This window comes from Variovorax sp. OK212 (assembly GCF_900112425.1).
Taxonomy (GTDB): Bacteria; Pseudomonadota; Gammaproteobacteria; order Burkholderiales; family Burkholderiaceae_C; genus Variovorax.
This window is the reverse complement of the sequence record NZ_FOLP01000003.1, coordinates 207967-231029: the sequence shown is the minus strand read 5'-3', so window position 1 is coordinate 231029 and position 23063 is coordinate 207967. Positions and strand designations below refer to the sequence as shown.

At 68.4% G+C, this 23063-nt stretch carries 23 protein-coding genes; 5 read left to right on the top strand and 18 right to left on the bottom strand.

All coding sequences use genetic code 11. The annotated features are described in order from the left end of the window. Nucleotides 1–226 precede the first annotated feature (226 nt). Entirely contained in the window at nt 227–2011 is a 1785-nt protein-coding gene (msbA, locus tag BM004_RS11570) for a lipid A export permease/ATP-binding protein MsbA (protein WP_093122362.1), read from the top strand. A 13-nt stretch (nt 2012–2024) separates the two neighbouring features. Here the strand turns inward: msbA and rng are convergent, their stop codons facing one another. Genes rng through BM004_RS11525 form a run of 9 tightly spaced genes read right to left on the bottom strand, consistent with a single transcriptional unit; the run spans nt 2025 to nt 9671 of the window. Then, on the bottom strand, nt 2025–3551 hold the full coding sequence (rng, locus tag BM004_RS11565; RefSeq protein WP_093122364.1) for a ribonuclease G: 1527 nt from the start codon (nt 3549–3551) through the stop codon (nt 2025–2027). A 7-nt stretch (nt 3552–3558) separates the two neighbouring features. After that, on the bottom strand, nt 3559–4161 hold the full coding sequence (locus tag BM004_RS11560) for a Maf family protein (protein ID WP_093213353.1): 603 nt from the start codon (nt 4159–4161) through the stop codon (nt 3559–3561). Nucleotides 4162–4164: 3 nt separating this feature from the next. Continuing rightward, the gene (locus tag BM004_RS11555; protein WP_093213351.1) at nt 4165–4869 is read right to left on the bottom strand and encodes a phytanoyl-CoA dioxygenase family protein; all 705 of its coding nucleotides are present in this window, start codon (nt 4867–4869) and stop codon (nt 4165–4167) included. Beyond that, nucleotides 4866–5333 carry a 23S rRNA (pseudouridine(1915)-N(3))-methyltransferase RlmH gene (gene rlmH / locus BM004_RS11550; protein WP_093122373.1) on the bottom strand — a complete coding sequence of 156 codons (468 nt, stop codon included), beginning with the start codon at nt 5331–5333 and terminating at the stop codon, nt 4866–4868. Before rlmH ends, BM004_RS11555 begins: the two co-directional genes overlap by 4 nt. Then, nucleotides 5330–6037, bottom strand: coding sequence for a ribosome silencing factor (rsfS, locus tag BM004_RS11545; protein WP_093213349.1), 708 nt, complete (start codon nt 6035–6037; stop codon nt 5330–5332). The genes rlmH and rsfS overlap by 4 nt, the downstream gene beginning before the upstream one ends. Then, nucleotides 6037–6669 carry a nicotinate (nicotinamide) nucleotide adenylyltransferase gene (gene nadD / locus BM004_RS11540; RefSeq protein WP_093213347.1) on the bottom strand — a complete coding sequence of 211 codons (633 nt, stop codon included), beginning with the start codon at nt 6667–6669 and terminating at the stop codon, nt 6037–6039. The genes rsfS and nadD overlap by 1 nt, the downstream gene beginning before the upstream one ends. Then, nucleotides 6666–7601: an oxygen-dependent coproporphyrinogen oxidase gene (gene hemF, locus BM004_RS11535; protein WP_093213345.1), complete on the bottom strand. Its 936-nt coding sequence runs from the start codon at nt 7599–7601 to the stop codon at nt 6666–6668. Before hemF ends, nadD begins: the two co-directional genes overlap by 4 nt. Further along, a complete protein-coding gene (gene purD, locus BM004_RS11530) occupies nt 7601–8899 on the bottom strand; it encodes a phosphoribosylamine--glycine ligase (protein ID WP_093122384.1) in 1299 nt (432 codons plus the stop codon). The genes hemF and purD overlap by 1 nt, the downstream gene beginning before the upstream one ends. 46 nt (nt 8900–8945) lie before the next feature. Continuing rightward, a complete protein-coding gene (locus BM004_RS11525; RefSeq protein WP_093122386.1) occupies nt 8946–9671 on the bottom strand; it encodes a YebC/PmpR family DNA-binding transcriptional regulator in 726 nt (241 codons plus the stop codon). A gap of 118 nt (nt 9672–9789) precedes the next feature. Between BM004_RS11525 and BM004_RS11520 the strand changes: the two genes are divergently transcribed. From BM004_RS11520 to BM004_RS11505, 4 genes are read left to right on the top strand one after another with little or no spacing between them, the layout of a single operon-like run. Next, nucleotides 9790–10578 carry a class I SAM-dependent methyltransferase gene (locus tag BM004_RS11520; protein WP_093122388.1) on the top strand — a complete coding sequence of 263 codons (789 nt, stop codon included), beginning with the start codon at nt 9790–9792 and terminating at the stop codon, nt 10576–10578. A gap of 2 nt (nt 10579–10580) precedes the next feature. Then, a complete protein-coding gene (locus BM004_RS11515) occupies nt 10581–11612 on the top strand; it encodes a chorismate transformation FkbO/Hyg5 family protein (RefSeq protein ID WP_093213343.1) in 1032 nt (343 codons plus the stop codon). Between the two features lie 42 nt (nt 11613–11654). Continuing rightward, a complete protein-coding gene (locus BM004_RS11510; RefSeq protein WP_093122393.1) occupies nt 11655–12452 on the top strand; it encodes a lysophospholipid acyltransferase family protein in 798 nt (265 codons plus the stop codon). Then, nucleotides 12419–13195, top strand: a complete 777-nt coding sequence (locus tag BM004_RS11505; protein WP_093213341.1) for a glycosyltransferase family 2 protein — start codon at nt 12419–12421, stop codon at nt 13193–13195. Before BM004_RS11510 ends, BM004_RS11505 begins: the two co-directional genes overlap by 34 nt. A 93-nt stretch (nt 13196–13288) precedes the next feature. On the opposite strand, the gene BM004_RS11500 is transcribed toward BM004_RS11505, so the two are convergent. The 9 genes from BM004_RS11500 to BM004_RS11460 form a co-directional block, all read right to left on the bottom strand. Next, on the bottom strand, nt 13289–14701 hold the full coding sequence (locus tag BM004_RS11500; RefSeq protein WP_093213339.1) for an efflux transporter outer membrane subunit: 1413 nt from the start codon (nt 14699–14701) through the stop codon (nt 13289–13291). Next, the gene (gene macB / locus BM004_RS11495; protein ID WP_093214065.1) at nt 14694–16691 is read right to left on the bottom strand and encodes a macrolide ABC transporter ATP-binding protein/permease MacB; all 1998 of its coding nucleotides are present in this window, start codon (nt 16689–16691) and stop codon (nt 14694–14696) included. Before macB ends, BM004_RS11500 begins: the two co-directional genes overlap by 8 nt. Continuing rightward, on the bottom strand, nt 16691–17854 hold the full coding sequence (gene macA, locus BM004_RS11490; protein WP_093213337.1) for a macrolide transporter subunit MacA: 1164 nt from the start codon (nt 17852–17854) through the stop codon (nt 16691–16693). Before macA ends, macB begins: the two co-directional genes overlap by 1 nt. Nucleotides 17855–18065: 211 nt before the next feature. Then, nucleotides 18066–18569, bottom strand: coding sequence for a disulfide bond formation protein B (locus tag BM004_RS11485; protein ID WP_093122406.1), 504 nt, complete (start codon nt 18567–18569; stop codon nt 18066–18068). Beyond that, entirely contained in the window at nt 18566–19663 is a 1098-nt protein-coding gene (locus BM004_RS11480; protein ID WP_093122408.1) for a sulfate/molybdate ABC transporter ATP-binding protein, read from the bottom strand. Before BM004_RS11480 ends, BM004_RS11485 begins: the two co-directional genes overlap by 4 nt. Nucleotides 19664–19676: 13 nt before the next feature. Further along, complete coding sequence (gene cysW / locus BM004_RS11475) at nt 19677–20579, bottom strand: sulfate ABC transporter permease subunit CysW (protein WP_093213335.1); 903 nt, start codon at nt 20577–20579, stop codon at nt 19677–19679. 1 nt (nt 20580) lies between these two features. Then, nucleotides 20581–21468: a sulfate ABC transporter permease subunit CysT gene (gene cysT / locus BM004_RS11470; protein ID WP_093122413.1), complete on the bottom strand. Its 888-nt coding sequence runs from the start codon at nt 21466–21468 to the stop codon at nt 20581–20583. Next, entirely contained in the window at nt 21469–22485 is a 1017-nt protein-coding gene (locus BM004_RS11465) for a sulfate ABC transporter substrate-binding protein (protein WP_093213333.1), read from the bottom strand. Then, nucleotides 22482–23057 carry an RBBP9/YdeN family alpha/beta hydrolase gene (locus tag BM004_RS11460; protein WP_093213331.1) on the bottom strand — a complete coding sequence of 192 codons (576 nt, stop codon included), beginning with the start codon at nt 23055–23057 and terminating at the stop codon, nt 22482–22484. Before BM004_RS11460 ends, BM004_RS11465 begins: the two co-directional genes overlap by 4 nt. Nucleotides 23058–23063 lie beyond the last annotated feature (6 nt).

The window sequence follows — 23063 nt, the reverse complement described above, 5'->3', positions numbered from 1 at the left end:
TGAAGAAGGAGTTGGAATTGGAGTTGGCAACGGCTTGTTCATGCGGTTCGGAGAGGTTTCCGGGCAAAAAGTTCTCCCCGGCTTGACGGGCCACATGTTACACACTGGTTTGGAGGCGCCGTCACAAAAGGTGTTTCCAGCGGTGCGGTCCTACAGAACCGCTGCGAGGCGCCCGCAAAGAGCCTGCGGACGGCCGCAAAAAGGGCCCCCCGTAGAATCCGCCGCCATGCAAGCTTCCCCCGGTGCCGAGACCCCTCGCCCTCCCCTGATGCGCCGTATGGCGCGACTCATGACCTGGTTTGGCGGCTCGCGCCAATGGTGGGCCCTCGGCTTGAGCGGGGCCATGCTCGCGGCCATCACCGAGCCGCTGATGGCCGCCCTGCTGAAACCGCTGCTCGACCGCGGCTTCACGCGCGGCGAAATGCCGCTGTGGTTCGTGCCCGCCGCCGTGCTGCTGCTGTTCGCGGTGCGCGGCATCGCCCAGTTCATTTCTCAATACGCCCTGTCACGCATCGCCAACGAAGGCATGCAGAAACTGCGGCGCGTGCTGTTCGAGCGGCTGCTCGGCGCCGAGCTCGCGCTGTTCGCGCGGCAGTCGGCGAGCACCCTGTCGAACACCGTGGTCTACGAAGTGCAGACCGGCGCGATGCTGCTGGTGCAGGCGCTGCTCGGTCTTTCGCGCGACGGCTTCACGCTGATCGCGCTGCTGGGCTACCTGGTCTACCTGAACTGGAAGCTCACCCTGATCGTCGCCTTCCTGGTGCCCAGCATCTCCTGGATCATGAAGGTGTTCTCCAAGCGGCTGTACCGCCTCACGCAGCAGGGCCAGCAGGCCACCGACGAGCTGGCCTACGTGGTCGAGGAAAACGTGCTCGCGCACCGCGTGGTGCGGCTGCACGGCGCGGAAGAGGCGCAAGGCCGGCGCTTCGAACAGCTGAGCCAGCGCCTCAACCGCCTGGCCGTGAAATCGACCATCGCCCAGGCCGCGACCACGCCCCTCACGCAGATGATGGCCTCGCTCGCGCTGTCGGTGGTGGTGATGATCGCGCTGTGGCAAAGCGGCAAGCAGGGCTTCACGGTGGGCGGCTTCGTTGCCTACATCACGGCCATGCTGATGCTGATCGCCCCGATCCGCCGGCTCGCCGAAGTGGCCGGCCCCATCACGCGCGGCCTTGCCGCACTGGAGCGCGGGCTGATCCTGATCGACGACGTGGCGCCGGAGTCGCAAGGCACGTTCCAGGTCGAACACGCCGAAGGCCGCATCGAGCTGCGCGACGTGCAGGTCAGCTACCGCGGCGAAGACGAACAGCGCGCGCTCGACGGCGTGAACTTGACCATCGAACCCGGCCAGGTGGTGGCCTTCGTCGGCCCCTCGGGCTCGGGCAAGACCACGCTGGTCAACCTGCTGCCGCGCTTCGTGCAGCCCAGTGGCGGCCAGGTGCTGCTCGACGGGCACGACACGCGCGAATGGCAGCTCAAGAACCTGCGCAGCCAGTTCGCCATGGTGAGCCAGGACGTGGTCATGCTCAACGACTCGCTGGCGGCCAATGTGTCGCTGGGCGACGAGATCGATCGCGAGCGCGTGCTGCAATGCATCGCTGCGGCCAACCTGAGCTCGCACGTCGAAAGCCTGCCGCAGGGCATCGACACGGTGCTGGGCCACAACGCCACGCAACTCTCGGGCGGCCAGCGCCAACGCCTGGCGATTGCCCGCGCGCTCTACAAGAACGCGCCCGTGCTGCTGCTCGACGAAGCCACCTCGGCGCTCGACACCGAATCGGAGCGGCTGGTGCAGGACGCCCTGCAGCGCCTGATGCAGAACCGCACCACGCTGATCGTCGCCCACCGCCTGTCGACCATCCAGCACGCCGACCGCATCATCGTGATGGAACGCGGCCGCATCGCGGAGCAAGGCAGCCACGCGCAGCTGATGGCGCTGGACGGGCTGTATGCGCGGCTGCAGACGCTGGCGGTGCGCAGCGCCACGCCGGGGCAGGATCCGACGCTCTGAGCCTTCTGAGGCCCTACAGCAGCACGATGTCGTACTGCCCCTGCCCGATCGCGGGCTCGGACTGCAGCGAAATCGGCTTCCCGATGAAGTCGCTGAGCCCCGCCAGGTGCTGGCTTTCCTCGTCGAGGAACAGCTCGATCACCTGCGGCGACGACACGATGCGGAACTCGCGCGGCGTGAACTGCCGCGCCTCGCGCAGGATCTCGCGCATCACGTCGTAGGCCACGCTGCGCGCGGTCTTCACGATGCCCTGCCCGCCGCAGGCCACGCAGGGCTCGCACAGCATGTGGGCCAGCGATTCGCGCGTGCGCTTGCGCGTCATCTCGACCAGGCCGAGCTGCGAGAAGCCGCCCGCGGTGGTCTTCACCCTGTCGCGCGACAACTGCTTGCGAAACTCCCCCAGCACCTGCTCGCGGTGGTCGTCGCGGCCCATGTCGATGAAGTCGACGATGATGATCCCGCCCAGGTTGCGCAGCCGCAGTTGCCGCGCGATGGCCTGCGCGGCCTCGAGGTTGGTCTTGAAGATGGTGTCGTCGAAGTTGCGCGCGCCGACGAAGCCGCCGGTGTTCACGTCGACCGTGGTCAGCGCCTCGGTCTGGTCGACCACGAGGTAGCCGCCCGACTTGAGTTCGACGCGCCGGCCCAGCGCCTTGGCGATTTCCTCATCGACCGAGTACAGGTCGAAGATCGGCCGCTCGCCCTTGTAGTGCTGCAGCTTGCCGGCCGCCTTGGGCATGAACTCGAGGCCGAACTTCAGCAGCACCTCGAACTGCTCGCGCGAATCGATGCGGATGGTCTGGGTGTCCTCGACGGTCATGTCGCGCAGCACGCGCTGCAGCAGGCTCAGGTCCTGGTGCAGCAGCGACATCGCGGGCATGCGCATGGAGGCTTCGCGGATGCGCGACCAGGTCTTGCGCAGGTAGGCGATGTCTTCGGCCAGCTCGGCGTCGGTGGAGTCTTCGCCGTTGGTGCGCAGGATGAAGCCGCCAGTGTTGGCCGGCACCACGCCGCCGCTGTCGGCCGCCGCGGCCGCCTCGATCAGCGCCAGCATGCGGGTGCGCAGCGACTCGCGCTGATCCGACGGGATCTTCTGCGACACGCCGATGTGGTTGTCCTGCGGCAGGAACACCAGCAGCCGCCCGGCGATGCTGATCTGCGTCGACAGGCGCGCCCCCTTGGTGCCGATGGGGTCCTTGATGACCTGCACCAGCAGCGACTGGCCTTCGAAGACCTGCTTCTCGATCGGCACCATCGGGCCGCCGTTGCGGTGGTCGCGCTCGGGTGCCGGCGCGCTGGGCCGCGAGCCCGGCGTGAACGGCGCGACGATGTCGGCCACGTGCAGGAAAGCGGTGCGCTCCAAGCCGATGTCGATGAAGGCCGACTGCATGCCCGGCAGCACGCGCGACACCTTGCCCAGGTAGATGTTGCCGACCAGCCCGCGCTCGAGCGTGCGTTCGACGTGGAGCTCTTGCACCGCGCCGTGCTCGACCAGCGCCACGCGGGTCTCCTGCGGAGACCAGTTGATCAGGATGTCTTGCATGGAATTCTCAGGTATTGAAACCGGCGCTTCGAAGCAGCTCTGCGGTCTCGAACATCGGAAGTCCCATGATGCCCGAATAGGACCCGCTGATGTGCTCGATGAACGCGGCCGCCGCGCCCTGCACGGCATACGCGCCGGCCTTGCCGAGCGGCTCGCCGCCTTCGGCATAGCGCGCGATCTGCGCATCGGTCATTTCCGCGAAGCGCACGCGCGACACGCTGAGCGCCGCATGGCGCTGCGTGCCGTGCTGCAGCGCCACGGCCGTCAGCACGCGGTGCGTGGCGCCCGACAGCATCCGCAGCATGCGCGCGGCGTCTTTCTCGTCTTCGGGCTTGCCGAGGATGGTGCGGCCGAGCGCGACCGTGGTGTCGGCGCACAGCACCGGCGCCTCGGCGAGGCCGCGGCGCTGCAGCCGGGCCACGGCGGCATCGAGCTTGAGCGCGGTGACGCGCTGCACGTAGGTGGCCGGAGCCTCGTGGGGCAGCACCGCCTCGAGCGCCTCGGCGTCTTCGCTCGCGTCGGCCAGCAGCAGCGCATGGCGAATGCCGAGCTGGCCGAGCAGTTGGGCGCGGCGCGGGCTTTGCGAGGCGAGGTAGATGAAGTCCGGCAAGGTTCAGTTCTCCTGGTGGGCCGGCTGCATGCCGGCCACGGTGCGGTTCCAGACCAGTCCGTGCGGCAGGCGCGCGGGTCCGAAAAGAAAGTGAAGGACGCGTCGCCGCTGCGGCGACCGCGCCCTGGAAGACGCATGCAGCAGCAGCGGGCGCATCAGCAAGGCATCGCCGCGCGCCGCGGTGCAGACCGCTTCGCCGTGTTCGGCGCGCAGGGCTTGTGCAGCGGCTTCGCCGAGGCGGCCTGCGCGATGGCTGCCGGGAACGACGCGCAGCGGGCCCGCGTCGTCGCCGCAGTCGTCCAGGTGCACGCGCACGGCAAGCAGCGACTGCAGCACCTCGTCCGGCGGCTGCAGGTACGGCTCGCCTTCCTTGACGACGACCGGCATGCCGTCGCCCGATGCGGGAATCGAGGTGTCCTGGTGGAGCGCGACCAGCCAGTTGCGCGCGGGCGTCTTGTCGAAGAGCGTGCATTGCACGGCCACGGAAGAGGCGTCGAGCAGCGCCATGGCGGCGAGCTTCGTCTGCAGCAGTTCAGCGATTGCAATGCACTGCGGCTGGGCCAGCAGGTTGCGGCTGCCCGCGGAAGACCCGAGCCGATCGTCGAGCGCCTGCGCCACCTCGTCCAGCAGGCCGGACGGCAGCAGGCCCGGCAGGAGCGCGTAGCCCCTCTGCCCGAGCCGCGCGGCCTGCCCGTCGGCGCTCGTCATTCGCGGTGGTAAGGGTGACCTGCGTTCACCGACCACGCACGGTACAGCTGCTCGACCAGCAGCACGCGCGCCATGGCGTGCGGCAATGTCAGGTCGGACAGGCGGATGCGTTCGTGCGCGGCGGCCTTGAAGGCCGGGTCGAGCCCGTCGGGCCCACCGATGACCAGGGCGACGTCATCGCCCTCGCCTTGCCAGGTTTGCAGCCGTGCGGCCAGCGCCTTGGTGGTCAGCGCGGTGCCACGCTCGTCGAGCGCGACGATGCGCATGCCGCGCGCAATCGCGCCTTCGATGCGCTCGCGCTCGGCGGCATACAGCGTTTCGAGTGTCTTGGAGCCGCGCGGCTCGGTCTTGACCGCGCGCAGCTCGAGCTTGAGCTCGGGCGGAAAGCGCTTGGCGTAGTCGTCCCAGGCGGTCTGTGCCCAATCGGGCATGCGCTGCCCGACGGCGACCACCAGCAGCTTCATGCGCGGCGGGCGGGTGCCTTCTTGGCAGGCGCCTTCTTGGCGGCCACGGTCTTCGCGGCGGTCTTCTTGGCGGCGGGCTTGCCCACAACCTTGACCGGCACGCGCGCCGTGGTTCCCGTCTTGCGGGCCGGTGCCTTCTTGGCGGCGGTCTTTGCAGCCGTCTTGGATGCCGGCTTGCGGGCCGGCGCCTTCGCGGCCTTGGCTTCCTGCTCGGCCGCGCGGATCGCGGTCTTGGCGGCGCTCGAGCGGCGCAGCGTCGGTTCCTTGGCCGCGGGCTTCTTCTTGCCTTCGGGCTCGTCCTTCACCGACGAGCTGGTCGACATCGCGGGCTTGGCGCTGCCGAGCTTGGCGCGCACCGGCTTGTCGCCCCAGATCTCCTCGAGGTGGTAGTACTGGCGGATGGCGGGCTGCATGATGTGCGCCACGGCCGCGCCGCAGTCCACGATGATCCACTCGCCGTTGTCCTCGCCCTCGATGCGCGGCTTGCCGAAACCGGCTTCGCGCACCGCGTCGCGCACGCTGGCGGCCAGCGCCTTGGTCTGGCGGTTGGAGGTGCCCGACGCCACGATCACGCGCTCGAACAGCGGCGACAGATGTTCTGTGTCGAATACCTGGATGTCCTGCGCCTTGACGTCTTCGAGACCATCGATGATGGCTCGCTGGAGTTTCTGGGTGTCTTTCTTGGCGGCGGCTTCAGTGGTCATCAGGCAGAGCGGTAGAGGTGGTGTTGGTCAATATAGCGTGCAACCGCGGGCGGAACCAGCGAGGAAATGTCCACGCCAAGCGCCGCGCGCCGCCGGATTTCGGTGGCGCTGGTGTCCATAGGAGGCAATTCGAGCGCCTCGAAATGAGCGCCAGCCGGGAGGCCGGGCAGCATTTTCGGATCAAAACGAGCAGTGTCGCCCGTCGATAGTGCGCGATACGCTACAGAAACGATAGCAATGGCTAGTATATCCTGCCAGCCGTGCCAGGTCGGCAGCGCGCTGGCCTGGTCGGCGCCCATGATCAGCAACAGCTGTGCGCCGGGCTGTTCCTGCCGCAGTTCGTGCAGGGTGTCCAGCGTGTAGGTGGGGCCGTCGCGCAACACTTCGCGGCTGTCGACGACCACGGTGCCCTGCAGGTTGGCAAAGGCCAGCCGCGTCATCGCGAGGCGGTCTTGCTTCGGCGTGAGCGTGCGGCTCTTGTGCCAGGCCTGCCCGGTGGGAATCACGTGCAGCTCGTCGAGGTGGAGCTGCGCCAGCGCGGCCTCGGCAAGCGCCACATGGGCGATGTGCGGCGGGTCGAATGCGCCGCCGAAAACGCCGATGCGGCGCGTGGCCTTGCCGGGAGGGTTCACAGCCAGTCGCGTCGCACGATGAAGTCGCTGTACAGCGCGGCTTCGGGGCTGCCCGGCTCGGGTTGCTGCTGGTAGGCCCAGCTGGCCAGCGGCGGCATCGAGAGCAGGATCGACTCGGTGCGCCCGCCCGACTGCAGCCCGAAGTGCGTGCCGCGGTCCCACACGAGGTTGAACTCCACGTACCGGCCGCGCCGGTAGAGCTGGAAGCTGCGCTCGCGCTCGGTGTATGGCGTGGCGCGGCGGCGCTCGACGATCGGCAGGTACGCCGGCAGGAAGCCGTCGCCCACCGAGCGGATCATGTCGAAGCCGTTCTCCAGGCCACCTTCGGAAAAGTCATCGAAAAAGATGCCGCCGATGCCGCGCTGCTCATTGCGGTGCTTCAGGAAGAAATACTCGTCGCACCATGTCTTGAAGCGCGGGTACTTGTCGTCGCCGAAGGCCGCGAGCGCGTCGCGGCACGTGGCGTGGAAGTGCACCGCGTCTTCGGCGAAGCCGTAGCAAGGCGTGAGGTCCATGCCGCCGCCGAACCAGCACACGGGCTCGCCGCCTGAGCCACCTGAACCGTCCTTCGGCAACGCCGCGAGCATGCGCACGTTCATGTGCACGATCGGCACGTAGGGGTTGCGCGGATGGAACACCAGTGACACGCCCATCGCCTCGAAGGGCGCGCCCGCCAGCTCGGGCCGGTTCTGCGTGGCAGAAGGCGGCAGGCTGGGGCCGCGCACTTGCGAAAACCCGCAACCCGCGCGCTCGAACAGCTCACCGCCTTCGAGGATGCAGGTCAGGCCGCTGCCTTGCAGCGGCTCGCCGGGCGCCTTCTCCCAGGCATCGCGCACGCAGCAGCCGCCATCGGCCTTCTCGACCGCCGCGATGATCGACTGCTGCAGTCCGCGCAGGTACTCGCCGACCGCCGCCGGATGGGTGGACTGCATCAGGCGTGGGGCGTGTTGCGCGCGTGCAGGGCGCGGAACCCGATGTCCTTGCGGTACTGGGCGCCGTCGAAGTCGACGCGCGCCGCGACCTCATAGGCGCGCTGCTGCGCCTGCTTCACGCTGTCGGCCAGCACGGTCACGCAGAGCACGCGGCCGCCGCTGGTCTTGAGCTCGCCGTTTTCCAGCGTGGTGCCCGCGTGGAACACCACGGCGTCGGCCACCTCGGCCGGAATGCCGGTGATGCGGTCGCCCTTGCGCGGCGACAGCGGGTAGCCGTGCGCGGCCATGACCACGCCCAGCGCCACGCGGCGGTCCCATTGCAGATCGACCTGGTCGAGCGTGCCGTCGGTGGCGTGCCAGAACACTTCGAACAGGTCGGACTTCAGGCGCATCATGATCGGCTGCGTCTCGGGGTCGCCCATGCGGCAGTTGAACTCGAGCGTCTTGGGGTGGCCGGTGGCGTCGATCATCAAGCCGGCGTACAGGAAGCCGGTGAACGGAATGCCGTCCTTTTCCATGCCGCGGATGGTCGGCAGGATGATCTCGCGCATCGCGCGGGCATGCACCTCGGCCGTGACCACCGGCGCGGGCGAATACGCGCCCATGCCGCCGGTGTTGGGGCCTTCGTCGTTGTCGAGCAGGCGCTTGTGGTCCTGGCTGGTGGCCAGCGCGGTGACGTTCTTGCCGTCGCACAGCACGATGAAGCTGGCTTCCTCGCCCTGCAGGAACTCTTCGATGACGACGCGCGCGCCGCCTTCGTTGTGCGACACGCCGAACTTGTTGTCGACCAGCATGAAGTCGACCGCCTCGTGCGCTTCCTGCGCGGTCATGGCCACCACCACGCCCTTGCCGGCGGCCAGGCCGTCGGCCTTGACCACGATGGGCGCGCCCTTGGCGTCGATGTACGCATGCGCGGCGGCCGCGTCGGTGAAGGCTTCGTATTCGGCCGTCGGGATCTTGTGGCGCTTCATGAACGCCTTGGAGAACGCCTTGGAGCTCTCGAGCTGGGCGGCGGCCTGCGTCGGGCCGAAGATGCGCAGGCCGTGCGCGCGGAACTCGTCCACCACGCCGGCGGCCAACGGGCCTTCGGGGCCGACCACGGTCAGCGCGATCTTTTCCTTGATGGCCCACTCGCGCAGCGCAGCGGGCTCGGTGATGTCGATGCAGTCGTAGCGTTCGTCGCTGGCGGTGCCGCCGTTGCCGGGCGCCACGTACACGCGGCTCACCCGGGTGGCCTGCGCCAGACGCCATGCCAGAGCGTGTTCACGGCCCCCTCCCCCAATTACCAGTACCTTCATTCGCGGGCCTTCATTTCTCGCTGTGGTTCAACAAACAAACATTCACTCATTCAGACAGCAAGGCGTTGTGAAAAACGTCCTGCACGTCGTCCAGGTCCTCGAGCACGTCGAGCAACTTCTGCATTCTTGCGGCGTCTTCGCCGGTCACGTCCACGGTGTTTTCCGCGCGCATGGTGACTTCGGCCGCGTCGGGCTTCAGGCCGGCGGCCTCCAGCGCGTTCTTCACGGCTTCGAAATCGGTCACGGCGGTGATCACCTCGATGGCGCCGTCGTCGTCGGTCACGACGTCCTCGGCACCCGCCTCGAGCGCCGCTTCCATCACCTTGTCTTCATCGGCGCCCGGCGCGAAGATGATCTGGCCGCAGTGCTTGAACTGGAAGGCCACCGAGCCTTCGGTGCCCATGTTGCCGCCGTGCTTGGAGAAGGCGTGGCGCACTTCGGCCACGGTGCGCACGCGGTTGTCGGTCATGGTGTCGACGATGATCGCCGCGCCGCCGATGCCGTACCCTTCGTAACGAATTTCCTCGTAGTTCACGCCTTCGAGGTTGCCGGTGGCCTTGTCGATGTTGCGCTTGATCGTGTCGATCGGCAGGTTCACCGCCTTGGCCTTTTCCACCGCCAGCCGCAGCCGGGGGTTGGAGCCCAGGTCAGCGCCGCCGGCACGGGCGGCCACCGTGATTTCGCGAATGGCACGGGTCCAGAGCTTGCCGCGCTTCTCGTCCTGGCGGCCCTTCCGGTGCTGAATATTTGCCCACTTGCTGTGTCCGGCCATGGCTTTCTATCTCGCTGTCTTGTGTTTTCAAAGCAAGCGCCGAGTTTACTGTCCGGCGCACACAACGGCCCGCCGGGGGGTGGGATTTCGGCCCGGGGCTTTTGGTGATAATCGTTCGATGACGCCATCGCCTTCCGTCGGGTCGGGCCATCCTGACACCCTGCCGCCCCACGCGCCCCTGCCGCTGTACTACAAGACCGAAGCCGAGCATCAGGCGTTCCTGCTGCGCATCTTCGACAGCACCGCGGCGGACTACGACCGCATCGAAAGCGTGCTGGCCTTCGGCACCGGCCCCTCGTACCGCCGCGCGGCGCTGCGCCAGGCCGGCCTCATGCCGGGCGTGCAGGTGCTGGACGTGGGCATCGGCACCGGGCTCGTCGCACGGGAAGCGCTCAAGCTCATCGGCTCCACGGGTCAGCTCGTGGGCGTCGACCCCAGCCCCGGCATGATGAGCCAGGTCGACCTGCCCGGCGTCGAGCTGATCCGCGGCGTGGCCGAAGACCTGCCCCGCCCCGACGCCAGCTGCGACTTCGTGAGCATGGGCTACGCCATGCGCCACATCAGCGACGTGGCCGCCGCCTTCGGCGAATTCCACCGCGTGCTGCGCCCTGGCGGGCGCGTGGCGGTGCTCGAGATCACCAAGCCCGAGGGTCGCGTCGCGACGGCGCTGCTCAAGGGCTACATGCGTGCCGTGGTGCCGCTGATCGCCCGCGTGGTGGGCCGCCAGCGCAACACCTCGGAACTCTGGCGCTACTACTGGGACACGATCGAGGCCTGCATCGCACCGGAGCGCGTGATGCAGGCGCTGGCCGACGCGGGCTTGCGCGACGTGCAGCGCCATGCCAGCCTCGGCGTCTTCTCCTGCTACACCGCCGTCAAACCAGAACACATCGCCGAGGCCAGTTGACAGTGCGAGCTCAGGACGAAACCTCCTCCCATCTGCGCGTCGAGCGCCTTTCATTGCCCGACAGCCTCGCGCTGGCCACCCGCGGCAAGGCGCCCTTCGCAGCGCTGGGCTACGGCACGCCGCACGGCGTGGCGTGGATGCCGACCGTCAACGCCCGCGTGCTGTCCCCGCACGGCGCCATGGCCGACGTGTGGCACGTGAGCGCGCCGCACATCGAGTCGGGCACCACCGGCATCGCGCGCTGGCGCACCGACGGCCACTGGCTGCTCGGCGCCATCGACCTCGACGAGGCCACCGAGCAGCAGGGCCTGGCCGAACTCGCCCACCGCGCCTATCGCGACCTGTTCAAGACGCTCGACCAGGCCGGCATTTCGCACCTGCAGCGCATCTGGAACTACTTGCCGCGCATCAACGCCGACGGCGGCGGCCTGGAGCGCTACCGCCAGTTCAACCTGGGCCGCCAGGAAGCCTTCCTCGAAGCCGGCCGCGCCGCCTTCGAGGGCGCGCCCGCGGCCTGCGCACTGGGCATCCACCAGGGCGCGCTGTCGGTGCGTTTCCTGGCCGGCCCGCAGGCGCCGCTGCCGGTGGAGAACCCGCGCCAGGTCTCGGCCTACCGCTATCCGGAAACCTACGGCCCGCGCTCGCCGACCTTCTCGCGCGCCGCGCTGGCCGACATCGGCGACGGCAACATCGCCCTGTTCATCTCGGGCACCGCGAGCATCGTCGGCCACGAAACCGTGCACCACGGCGACGTGCGCGAGCAGACGCGCGAAACGCTGCGCAACCTGCAGGCGGTGATCGACGCGGCCAATGCGCGCGGAAGCGCGAAGTTCTCGCTGGCCGAACTCGACTGCGTGGTCTACGTGCGCAACCCGTCGGACACCGAGGCGGTGCGCGGCATCCTCGAAGGCGCGCTCGGCGCCGACGCGCCGATGACGCGCCACGCCGTGTACCTGGAAGCCGACATCTGCCGCAGCGACCTGCTGGTCGAGATCGAGGCCCACACGGTCGCGGCCGGACAGCTGCGGGCCTGACCGGTCTTCGTCCGACCGCTCCCCGTCCGATTCACTGATTCAATGACTCGCGTGCTGCGAATTCTCACGTCGATTCCGCTCGCGTTGATGCTCTACGCGCTGCTGCTGTTCCTGGGCCTGATCTCGCTGGTCTGGAACCTTGTCGCCATGCTGATCTACCCGGTCATGCCGGCGAGGCCGGCGCGCGCGCTGGGCCGCATGACCATCGCCTTCGCCTACCGCATGTTCTGGTGGCTGGCCTCGGTCACCGGCATGATGCGCATCGACGCCTCCTGCCTCGACCCGATGCGCAAGGAGCCGGGCGTGATCTTCGTGGCCAACCACCCCACCATGCTCGACGCGCTGCTGCTGGTGGCGCGGCTGCCGCGCAGCGCCTGCATCATGAAGGCCGACCTGATGGGCAACATCTTCCTGGGCGCGGGCGCCCGGCTGGCGCGCTACATCAGCAACAAGTCGGCCCGCACCATGGTGCGGCTGGCGGTGAACGACCTGCGCAACGGCGGGCAACTGGTGATCTTCCCCGAGGGCACGCGCACCGTGACGCCACCGCTGAACCCGTTCCGCCCCGGCACCACGCTGATCGCCAAGCTCGCGCAGGCGCCGATCCAGACCGTGTTCATCGACACCGACTCGCCCTACCTCAGCAAGGGCTGGCCGCTGTGGCGCGTGCCGCCGCTGCCGATCGTGTTCACGCTGCGCCTGGGCAAGCGCTTCGCGCCGACGCAGGACAGCGACGTGCTGCAGGCCGACCTCGAACAGTATTTCCGCCACAACATGGAACAGCGCGCCACCGACGCGTCCCCCGAATGCCAGACGCCTCGCGCACCCACCTTGTCCTGATTCCCAGCTACAACACCGGCGAACGGCTGTTCTCCACCGTGGCCGCGGCACGTGCGCAATGGAGCCCGGTGTGGGTGGTGATCGACGGCAGCGACGACGGCACCGCCGAGCGCATGCAGCAGATCGCGGCCGGCGACCCGGGCCTGCGCGTGTGGGTGCTGCCGCAGAACCAGGGCAAGGGCTCGGCCGTGCTGCACGGCCTGCGCGCCGCCAGGGAGGCCGGCTTCACCCATGCGCTGACGATGGACTCCGACGGCCAGCATCCGGCGGACCTGATCCCCGAATTCATGAAGGCCTCGCTGGCCCGGCCCGAGACGATGGTGCTCGGGCGCCCCGTGTTCGACGCCAGCGCGCCGCTGCTGCGCGTGCGCGGACGGCGCGTGTCGAACGGCTGGACCCAGCTCGAGACCCTGTTCGCCGGCGTGGGCGATTCGCTCTACGGGTTTCGCGTGTACCCGGTGACCGACCTGATCGCCGTGATGGCGCGCCAGCCCTGGATGCGCCGCTTCGACTTCGACACCGAAGCCGTCGTGCGGCTGGCGTGGCGCGGCGTCAAGCCGGTGAACATCGATGCGCCGGTGAAGTACCTGACGGCGGAAGAAGGCGGCGTTTCGCACTTCCGCTATGGGCGCGACAACGTGCTGCTGACGTGGATGCATGCGCGGCTGATGGTCGAGTTCGTGCTGCGGCTGCCGGGGCTGGTGTTCCGCAAGCTGGCGAGGAAGGCGCCGTTCCAGGACTGAGGTCTTTGCGGGGAATGCGCGTTCGATGAAACGCAGCCTCGGCTTGGAGGCCGCGGCCGTCACCCCGCCCCGCTCCCGGAGGGAGAGGGGCCGTCACCCCAGCCCGCTCCCAGCGGGAGAGGGAACCGTCACCGCGGCCCCGCCCAGCGCCTTGTACAGCGTCATCGTCGCGTTGAGCTGGTTCAACCGGTTCAGCGCCAGCGACACCTCCGCCGTGCGGCGCCGGTCCTTCGCGTCGAGCACCGGCTGCAGCGCGGTCGCCCCGGCGCGGTAGCGCACCTCCGACAACCGCTCCGCGCGCTGCGCCTCCTGCAGCGCCAGCACCAGCTTCTCACTCTCCGCGCGCAGTTGCGTGCGTGACGACAACGCGTTCTCCACCTCCGACAGCGCCGTGTAGAGCGACTGGCGGAATCCCGCCACGGCCTCTTCGTACTGCGCCTGCGACACCGCTACGCTCAGCCGCGCGGTGTTCCATTGCAGGAACGGCAACGCCAGCCCCGCGCCCAGCGTGCCGACCGGGTTCTTCAGCAGTTCGCCCAGCGCGGTGCTCGACGTGCCGAGCGAGCCGGTCAGGCTCAGCGCCGGATAGAACCCGGTGCGTGTCGCGTCCACGTTCGCCAGCGCGCCACGCAGCCGCTGCTCGGCGGCGCGCAGGTCCGGGCGCCGGCCCAGCAGGCTCGCGGGCACGCCGGCGTCGATTGCCGGCAAGGCGATGTCGGGCAGCTGCGCGGGCTCGGCCGCCAATGGCTGCGGCGGCCGGTCGAACAGGATCGCCAGCGCATTGCGCGCCTCGACGCGCTGCTGCAGCAGCTGCGTGTGCGCGGCTTCCTGCGTTGCGAGGTTCTGCCCGGCCTGCGCCACGTCCAGCCCCGACACCGCGCCCGCCGCGTACTTCACACGCACCAGCGCGAGGATGCGGCGGCCGTCCTCCATTCCTGCTTCGCTCAGTGCGATGCGCTGGTTCAGGTAGCCGACCTGCCAGTAGAGCCCGGCGGTCGTGCCGACCAGCGCGAGAGCGGTGGCCTGGCGGTCGGACTCCGTGGCCTTCAGCTCCCAGTCGGCCGCGCTGCGTTGTGCCGCGAGCCGACCCCAAAGGTCGAGCTCGTAGCTCAGCGTGACCAGCGAGCCCGACGTGGAGCCTACGACGCCGCCGCGCTTCAGGTCGTAGCCGCGGCTCGTGCTGGCCTGCCCAACCACGCCAGGCGTGAGGTTCGTGTTCGCCAGGCCCGCCTGCAGCTGCGCGCGCTGCACGCGGATGCCCGCCGCGGCCAGGTTGTTGTTGGTGCGCAGCGCGTCGCCCACCAGCCGGTCGAGCATCGGATCGTTGAACGCCGCCCACCAGTTTTCGGACAGCACCGCTGCAGCGCCTTCCGGGGCGGCTGGCTGCTGCCAGCCCTGTGGAATCTCCAGCGGCCGCTGCGCCCGCTGCTCCGGCTGGAACAGGGTGCAGCCGCCGAGCGCCAGCACGGCCGCGCCCACCGCGCAAAGACGGCGTGCGCTACTCACGCGCCAGCGCCTCGATCGGGTCCAGGCGCGCCGCGTTGCGCGCCGGCAGGTAGCCGAACAGCACGCCGATCAGCGACGCGCACAGGAAGGCCGACACCACGGCGCCCATCGAAAAGATCATTTGCCATTGCTTGACGAAAAGCGAAAACAGAAAGCTGATGCCGTACGACAGCGTCACGCCGATCAATCCGCCCACCAGGCACACCAGCACCGCCTCGGTCAGGAACTGCTGCAGCACGTCGCTCTGGCGCGCGCCCACGGCCATGCGAATGCCGATCTCGCGCGTGCGCTCGGTCACCGACACCAGCATGATGTTCATCACGCCGATGCCGCCCACCACCAGCGAGATCACCGCAATGAGCGACAGCAGCAGCGTGAGCGACTGGCTCGTGCGCTCGGCCGTCTTCACGATGCTGTCCATGTTGAAGGTGAAAAAGTCCTTGCCGCCGTGGCGCATCGTGAGCAGCTTGACGATGCTGTCCTCGGCCGCCTTGGTCGGCTGGTCGTCGCGGATGCGCACGGTGATGCTGTCGAAGTGCTGCTGCCCGAACAGCCGGCTCGCGCCGGTGCTGTACGGCAGCCAGATGTTGAGCGACTTGTTCTCCCCGAACATGCTCTTCTTTTCCTCCGACACGCCGATCACCGTGCACGGCAGGTTGCCCACCAGGATGATCTTGCCGACCGGGTCGGCTCCGTCGGGGAACAGCTTGCGCTGCGTGTTCTGGTCGATCACCACCACCTGCGACTGGTGGCGCACGTCGGCGGCCGTGAAGGCCGCGCCGCGGGTCATCTGGATGTCGCGCACGCGAAAGAAACTGTCGCTCACGCCGTTCACCGTGCCGTTGATGTCCACGCTGCGGTAGCGCAGCCGCAGGCTGCGCTGGGTCGCGGGCGTCACGCTGTGCACATAGGGCTGCGCGCCGATCGCCTCCAGGTCGGACGGCGTCAGCGTGCGGATGCTCGAGGCCTTGTCGTCGCCGAAGTCATGCCCCGGGTACACGTCGAGCGTGTTGGTGCCGATGGCCCGGATGTCCGACAGCACGAAGCGCTTGGCGCCCTCCCCGATGGCCACGATCGACACCACCGAGGTGATGCCGATCACGATGCCCAGCATGGTGAGCGCGGTGCGCATGCGGTGCGCCATCATCGAGCGCCAGGCCATGCGAAAGGCCTCGGCGAAGCGGGCCCAGCCGGTGCTGAAGCGCGCGATGCCCAGTTTGGGTCGAGACATCTCCACTGGGGCGGCGGCGTTTTCCCGCACGTCTTTCGTCGGCGCGGCCACGCTCGGTACATTGGCCCGGTCGCCCACGATCACGCCGTCGGCGATCTCGATGATGCGTTCGGTGCAGCTCGCCACCTGCATGTCGTGCGTCACGATGATGACGGTGTGCCCCTGCGCATGCAGCTCGCGCAGGATGCCGATCACCTCCTGCCCGCTCTTGCTGTCGAGCGCGCCGGTCGGCTCGTCGGCCAGGATCACCTGCCCGCCGTTCATCAGCGCGCGCGCAATGCTCACGCGCTGCTGCTGCCCGCCCGACAGCTGGCTGGGCAGGTGCTCGGTGCGGTCGCCCAGGCCCAGCCGCTCGAGCAGCTGGCGCGCCCGCGCGTCGCGCGCCTGCCCGTCGGTGCCGGCGTACACGGCGGGCACCTCGACGTTGCCGGTGGCCGACAGGTGCTGCATCAGGTGGTAGCGCTGGAAGATGAAGCCGAAGTGCTCGCGCCGCAGCTCGGCCAGCGCGTCGCTGTCGAGCGTGCCCACGTCGTGGCCCGACACCGTGTAGGTGCCGGTGCTTGGCCGGTCGAGGCAGCCGAGGATGTTCATCAGCGTCGACTTGCCCGAGCCCGACGCGCCGACGATGGCCAGCATCTCGCCGCTGCCGATGTCCAGGTCGACGTCTTTCAGCACCTGCACTTGCTGCTCGCCCGAGGGAAAGCTGCGGCCGATGCCGCGCAGGGCCAGCAGCGGTTGCCTTCCCGGCGCCGGCTGCATCATGAGCGCTTGCCTCGCGGACCGCCTTCGCCGCTGTCACTGCGGTCCGGCGCCGTCGAAGGGTCGCCCGTGATCACGTTGTCGCCCTCGTTCAGCCCCTCGAGCACCTGCGCCTGGAAGTTGTTGCTGATGCCCACGCGCACCTGGCGCTTTTCCACGCTCTGGTCGGCCTTGAGCACGCGCACTTCCTGGCGGCCGTCCTTGCCGCGCGGCCCCAGCGCCGTCAGCGGCACGGTCAGCGCCTGCTTCGCCTCGCCCAGCAGGATGGCGACCTGCGCCGTCATGTCGACGCGCAGCGTGCGCTCGGGGTTGGGCACGTCGAACAGCGCGTTGAAGAACACGGCGTTGTTGATCTTCTCGGGCGACGGCTGCACCGCGCGCAGCGTGCCGTGGTAGCGCGTATCGGGGTCGCCGAGGATGGTGAAGTACACGGGCTGCCCCGGTTTCACGCGCACCACGTCGGCTTCGGACACCTGTGCCTTCACCGTCATGGTCGACAGGTCGGCCAGCTTCATCAGCGTGGGCACCTGGAACGCGGCCACCACGGTCTGGCCTTCGAGCGTGCTGATGGAGACCACGTCGCCGTCGATGGGCGCGACGATGCGCGTGTACGACAGATTGGTCTGCGCCGAGGCCACGGCCAGCTTCTGCTGGCGGATCTGCGCGTCCAGCGACACCCCGTCGGCACGCAGCGCGCGCAGCTCGGCGTCGGCGCTTTCCATGTCCTGCCGGGGCGCGGCGTCCTGCGCGAGCATTTCCTGCTGCCGCGCCCAGGTGAGCTGGGCCTGCCGGATGCGGACCTCTTTCGCGAGCTTCTGCGCCTGCAGGTTCTCCAGCTTGGCCTGCTCCTGCGCGAGCGTGTTCTGCGAGATGACGGGGTCGATCTCGGCGAGCCAGTCGCCCTTCTTCACGGTCTGGCCCAGCACCACCTTCAGCGACTTGAGCTGGCCGCTGACCTGCGCGCCCACCTCGACCTGCCGCAGGGCCTGCAGCACGCCGGTGGCGAGCACCGCGTTCTCGAGGTCGGTGCGCTGCACCCTGGCGGTGAGGTAGTCGGTCTTCTTGGCCGGGCTGAACCAGAAAAGGGACAGCAGGCCCAGGACCACCACGGCAACGATGCCGTAGATGAACTTGCGCGAGCGCCGCTTGGGGGTGTTTGGCATGCAGTGAGGATGAAGTGAAGCGCCACGGCCCGCGAACCGGAGAGACCGGCTGCGCGGGCCAACTGCGTGGCGGCGGCTTTCATCCTAGCCGCGGTTCCTGAAGGTCCCCTAAAGCCGGGGATCGCATCGGGACATTGCGTCCGATGCGGTTGCCGATATCGGCGCTAGCGGCGCTAGCGGCGCTATCAGCCTGTCTGCGTTCTTGGCGCTCTCAGCGCGCCCGGCGCGAGCGCACCAGCAGCGTGAGCAGCACCAGCGACAGCACCGTGAAGGCGATGAACGACCAGTTCGCCAGCGTCAGGCCGAACAGCGTCCAGTCGACCTTGGAACAGTCGCCGCCGCCGCGGAAGATCAGCGGCAGCGCGCGCTTCAGCGGGAAGGTCTCGATCATTCCGTACAGGTCGCGCCCGCAGGACACCACCTCCGGCGGGTACCACTGCAGCCAGCTCTGCGCGGCCGCCGTGTAGGCACCGCCCACCGCCGACACCAGTGCCAGCACGCCGCCGGTCACCTGCAGGCCCCGGTTGCGGAACATGCCGGCCAGGCCGGTGAAAAGTGCCACCAGCACCAGCGCATAGCGCTGCACGATGCACATGGGACAAGGCTCGAGCCCGACCACGTGCTGCAGGTAGAGCCCGAAGGCCAGCATGAGAACGCAGGCCAGGCAGATCAGCCCATGCGCGCGGCGCGGCGCGCCGAAGTACCAATCGATCAAGGAGACACCCAATCTTCTTCTACGAACACCCTGGCCTTGCGTGGGTTGGCGACGACGGTGTCGCCTTCCTTCAAGCCCAGGTCACGGAACTGTTGCGCAGGGAGTTGCGCCTCGATGATGGTTCCGGAGCCCGGATTATCTGGATTCGTTTCGGTGGGCTCAAGTTCCAGCCGCGCGATCGGTCCGACCACGATCGCACGCGCCAGCGTGGCGACGATGCCCGAGGCGCCGGCCACGTAGCGTGTCACATCGATGTCATGCGGGCGCACATAAGCGCGTGCCTTGGCGTCGCGCGCACCGCTGTGCTCGGGCGAGTCCAGGCGCATGCCGTCGAGCTGCACCGCGCCGTTGTCGGCCCGGCCGTGGAACAGGTTCACGTCGCCCAGGAAACCGTAGACGAAAGGACTCGCGGGCTGGTCCCACACCTCCTGCGGCGAGCCGACCTGCTCGATCTGCCCCTTGTTGATGACCACCACGCGGTCGGCCACCTCGAGCGCCTCTTCCTGGTCGTGCGTGACGAAGATCGAGGTCACGTGCAGCTCGTCATGCAGCCGGCGCAGCCAGCGGCGCAGTTCCTTGCGCACCTTGGCGTCGAGCGCGCCGAAGGGTTCGTCCAGCAGCAGCACCTTGGGCTCCACGGCCAGCGCGCGGGCCAGTGCAATGCGCTGGCGCTGGCCGCCCGACAGCTGCGACGGGTAGCGGTCGGCCAGCCAGTCGAGCTGTACCAGCTTCAGCAGGTCGGTGACCTTGGCCTTGATCTGCGCGTCGCTCGGGCGTTCCTTGCGCGGCTTCACGCGCAGGCCGAAGGCGACGTTCTCGAACACGGTCATGTGGCGGAACAGCGCGTAGTGCTGGAACACGAAGCCGACCTGGCGCTCGCGCACGTGCACGTCGGTGGTGTCCTCGCCCGAGAACAGGATGCTGCCGGTGTCGGCCGTTTCCAGCCCCGCGATGATGCGCAGCAGCGTGGTCTTGCCGCAGCCCGAGGGGCCGAGCAGCGCGACGAGCTCGCCCGACTGCACGTCGAGGTTCACGTCGCGCAGCGCGCGGAAGTCGCCGAACTGCTTGCTGATGTTGCGGATTTCGATGCTCATGGTTTCTTCTCTCTCAAGCCGCCGTCGTTTCAGGAGGACGCTCAGGGGGCAACTCGGCAATGGCCTTCATTTCGCGCTCGTGGCGCCATTCGATGACCGACTTGATCACCAGCGTGACCAGCGCGAGGATGGCCAGCAGCGAGGCCACGGCGAACGCGGCCACCGACTGGTATTCGTTGTAGAGCACTTCCACGTGCAGCGGCATGGTGTTGGTCTGCCCGCGGATGTGGCCCGACACCACCGACACCGCGCCGAACTCGCCCATGGCCCGCGCATTGCACAGGATCACGCCGTACAGCAGGCCCCACTTGATGTTGGGCAGCGTGACGCGCCAGAAGGTCTGCCAGCCGGTCGCGCCCAGCACGATGGCGGCCTGCTCCTCGTCGGTGCCCTGCGCCTGCATCAGCGGAATCAGCTCGCGCGCGATGAACGGGAAGGTCACGAACACGGTCGCCAGCACGATGCCGGGCACGGCAAAGATGATCTTGATGTCGTGCTCCGCGAGCCACGGGCCGATCCAGCCCTGCGCGCCGAACACCAGCACGTAGATCAGGCCCGCCACCACCGGCGACACCGCGAACGGCAGGTCGATCAGCGTGGTGAGAAAGGCCTTGCCGCGGAACTCGAACTTGGCCACGGCCCAGGCCGCGGCCACGCCGAACACGAGGTTCATCGGCACCGTGATGGCGGCCGTGATCAGCGTGAGGCGGATGGCGCTCCAGGCATCGGGTTCCTTCAGCGCCTCGAGGTACGCCGAGACGCCCTTGCGCAGCGCCTCGGTGGCCACGGCCGCCAGCGGCAGCACGAGGAACAGGAACATGAACGCCAGCGCAATGCCGATCAGCGTCCAGCGCACCCAGGGCGCTTCGGTGGTGCCGGCCTTGGCGCGGCGAATGATCTTGGAAGGTGCGCTCATGTCATGCTCCCGAGCGGCGGCGCTGCCACGCCTGCAGGCCGTTGATGACCAGCAGCAGCACGAAGGAAATGACCAGCATCACCAGCGCGACCGCGGTGGCGCCGGCGTAGTCGTACTGCTCCAGCTTGCCGATGATGATGAGCGGCGTGATCTCCGAGATCATCGGCATGTTGCCGGCAATGAAGATCACCGAGCCGTACTCGCCGATGGCGCGCGCGAAGGCCATGGCAAAGCCCGTGAGCAATGCCGGCGCGATCGACGGAAAGATCACCTTGGTGAACGTCTGCAGCCGCGTGGCGCCCAGCGAGGTCGCGGCTTCCTCCAGCTCTTTCTCGGTGTCTTCGAGCACCGGCTGCACCGTGCGCACCACGAAGGGCAGCCCGATGAAGATCAGCGCGATCACGATGCCCGCCGGCGTGAACGCCAGCTTGATGCCGTGCGGCTCGAGCAGTTGCCCGATCCAGCCGTTGCCCGCGAGCAGCGCGGTCAGCGAGATGCCGGCCACGGCCGTCGGCAGTGCGAACGGCAGGTCGACCAGCGCATCGACGATGCGCTTGCCCGGGAACTTGTAGCGCACCAGCACCCAGGCCACCAGCAGGCCGAACACCGCGTTCACCAGCGCTGCGATCAGCGAGGCGCCGAAGGTCAGGCGGTACGAGGCCATCACGCGCGGCGCGGTCACGGCCACCCAGAACTGGTCCCAGGTCAGCGTGAAGGTCCGAAAGACCAGCGCCGACAGCGGGATCAGCACGATCAGGCTCAGATACAGGATCGAGAAGCCGAGCGTGATGTGAAAACCGGGCAGCACGCGCTTGGCGCCCCCTGCCCGGTTGGCACGCGAAAAAGGCGCTCCCGCGGACGGGAGCGCCGAAGGGACAGCGCCGCTCATTTACTTCGCGCCGGGGGTGTACAGCTTGTCGAACTGGCCGCCGTCGTTGAAGTGCACCTTCTGCGCTTCGCCCAGGCTGCCGAACAGTTCCTGCACCGTGAAGAGTTGCAGCGGCTTGAAGGTGGCGGCGTACTTCTTGAGCACGGCCTGCGAGCGCGGACGCAGCGCGTGCTTGGCGGCGATTTCCTGCGCTTCTTCGGAGTAGAGCCAGTCGAGGTAGGCCTTGGCCAGTTCGCCGGTGCCCTTCTTGTTGACGGTGCGTTCCACCACGGCCACCGGGTTCTCGGCCACGATGCTGATCGACGGGTACACCGAGTCGACCTTGCCGGTGCCGAATTCACGGTCGATGGAGACCACTTCCGACTCGAAGGTGATCAGCGCGTCGCCGATGTTGCGTTGCAGGAAGGCGGTGGTCGCGTCGCGCCCGCCGCGTGCCAGCACCGGCACGTTCTTGAACAGCTTGCCGACGAACTCGGCGGCCTGGGCGTCGGTGCCGCCCTTCTTCTTGATGTAGCCCCAGGCGGCCAGGTAGGCGTAGCGGCCGTTGCCGCCGGTCTTGGGGTTGACGATCACGACCTGCACGCCGGGCTTGACCAGGTCTTCCCAGTCCTTGATGCCCTTGGGGTTGCCGTTGCGCACCAGGAACAGCATGGTCGAGGTGGTCGGCGATGCGTTCTCGGGGAATTTCTTGGGCCAGTCCTTGGCGACCACGCCGGCGTTGGCCAGGAAGTCGATGTCGGTCGAGGTGTTCATCGTGACCACGTCGGCGTCCAGGCCGTCGGCCACCGAGCGCGCCTGGGCGCTGGAGCCGCCGTGCGACTGGTCGATCTTCACGTCCTTGCCGGTGGCCTTCTTGTAGTGCGCCACGAAGGCCGCGTTGTAGTCCTTGTAGAACTCGCGGGCCACGTCGTAGGACGCGTTCAGCAGCGAGGTGCCTTGCGCGAAGGCGCTGCTGCCGGCGAGTGCGGAGGACGCCAGCGCGAGCACGGCGACGAAGGTCTTGATTCTGGAAGTCATGTGATTGCCAAGTTTTCTGAAAATTCACGGCCCGCCGACCAGGCGGCGGGCTCGTCGGTCAACGATTGCAGCAGGGCCAGGCCGAGCGGCCAGTCTCCGTGCCCCGAATCGATATTGATGTGGCCCGCATTCTGCATGCGCACGAACTCGCTGCCCCAGGCGCGCGAATAAGCACCCGCCAGCCGAATGGGACAAAACGGATCGTTGCTGCTGGCCACCACGATGCTGCGGTACGGCAGCGCGGCGTAGGGCACGGGCGCGAAGTCGGACAGCACCGCGCGGCGCTCCGGGTCGGCCGGCGCCACCAGCAGCGCGCCGCAGATGCGCGCGGCCGCCGCGGCCGGCAGGTGCGACGTGGCGATGCAGCCCAGGCTGTGCGCGGCAATGACCACGGGGCCCTCGCTCTCCAGCACCAGCCTGGCCAGCGCGCTCACCCAGGCGTCGCGCTTGGGCGAGGCCCAGTCGTCCTGCACCACCCGCGCGGCGCCCGGAATGCGCTCTTCCCACAGGCTCTGCCAATGGCCGGGCCCCGAGTCGCGCCAACCGGGCACGATGATCACGCGGGTCTGCATGACGAC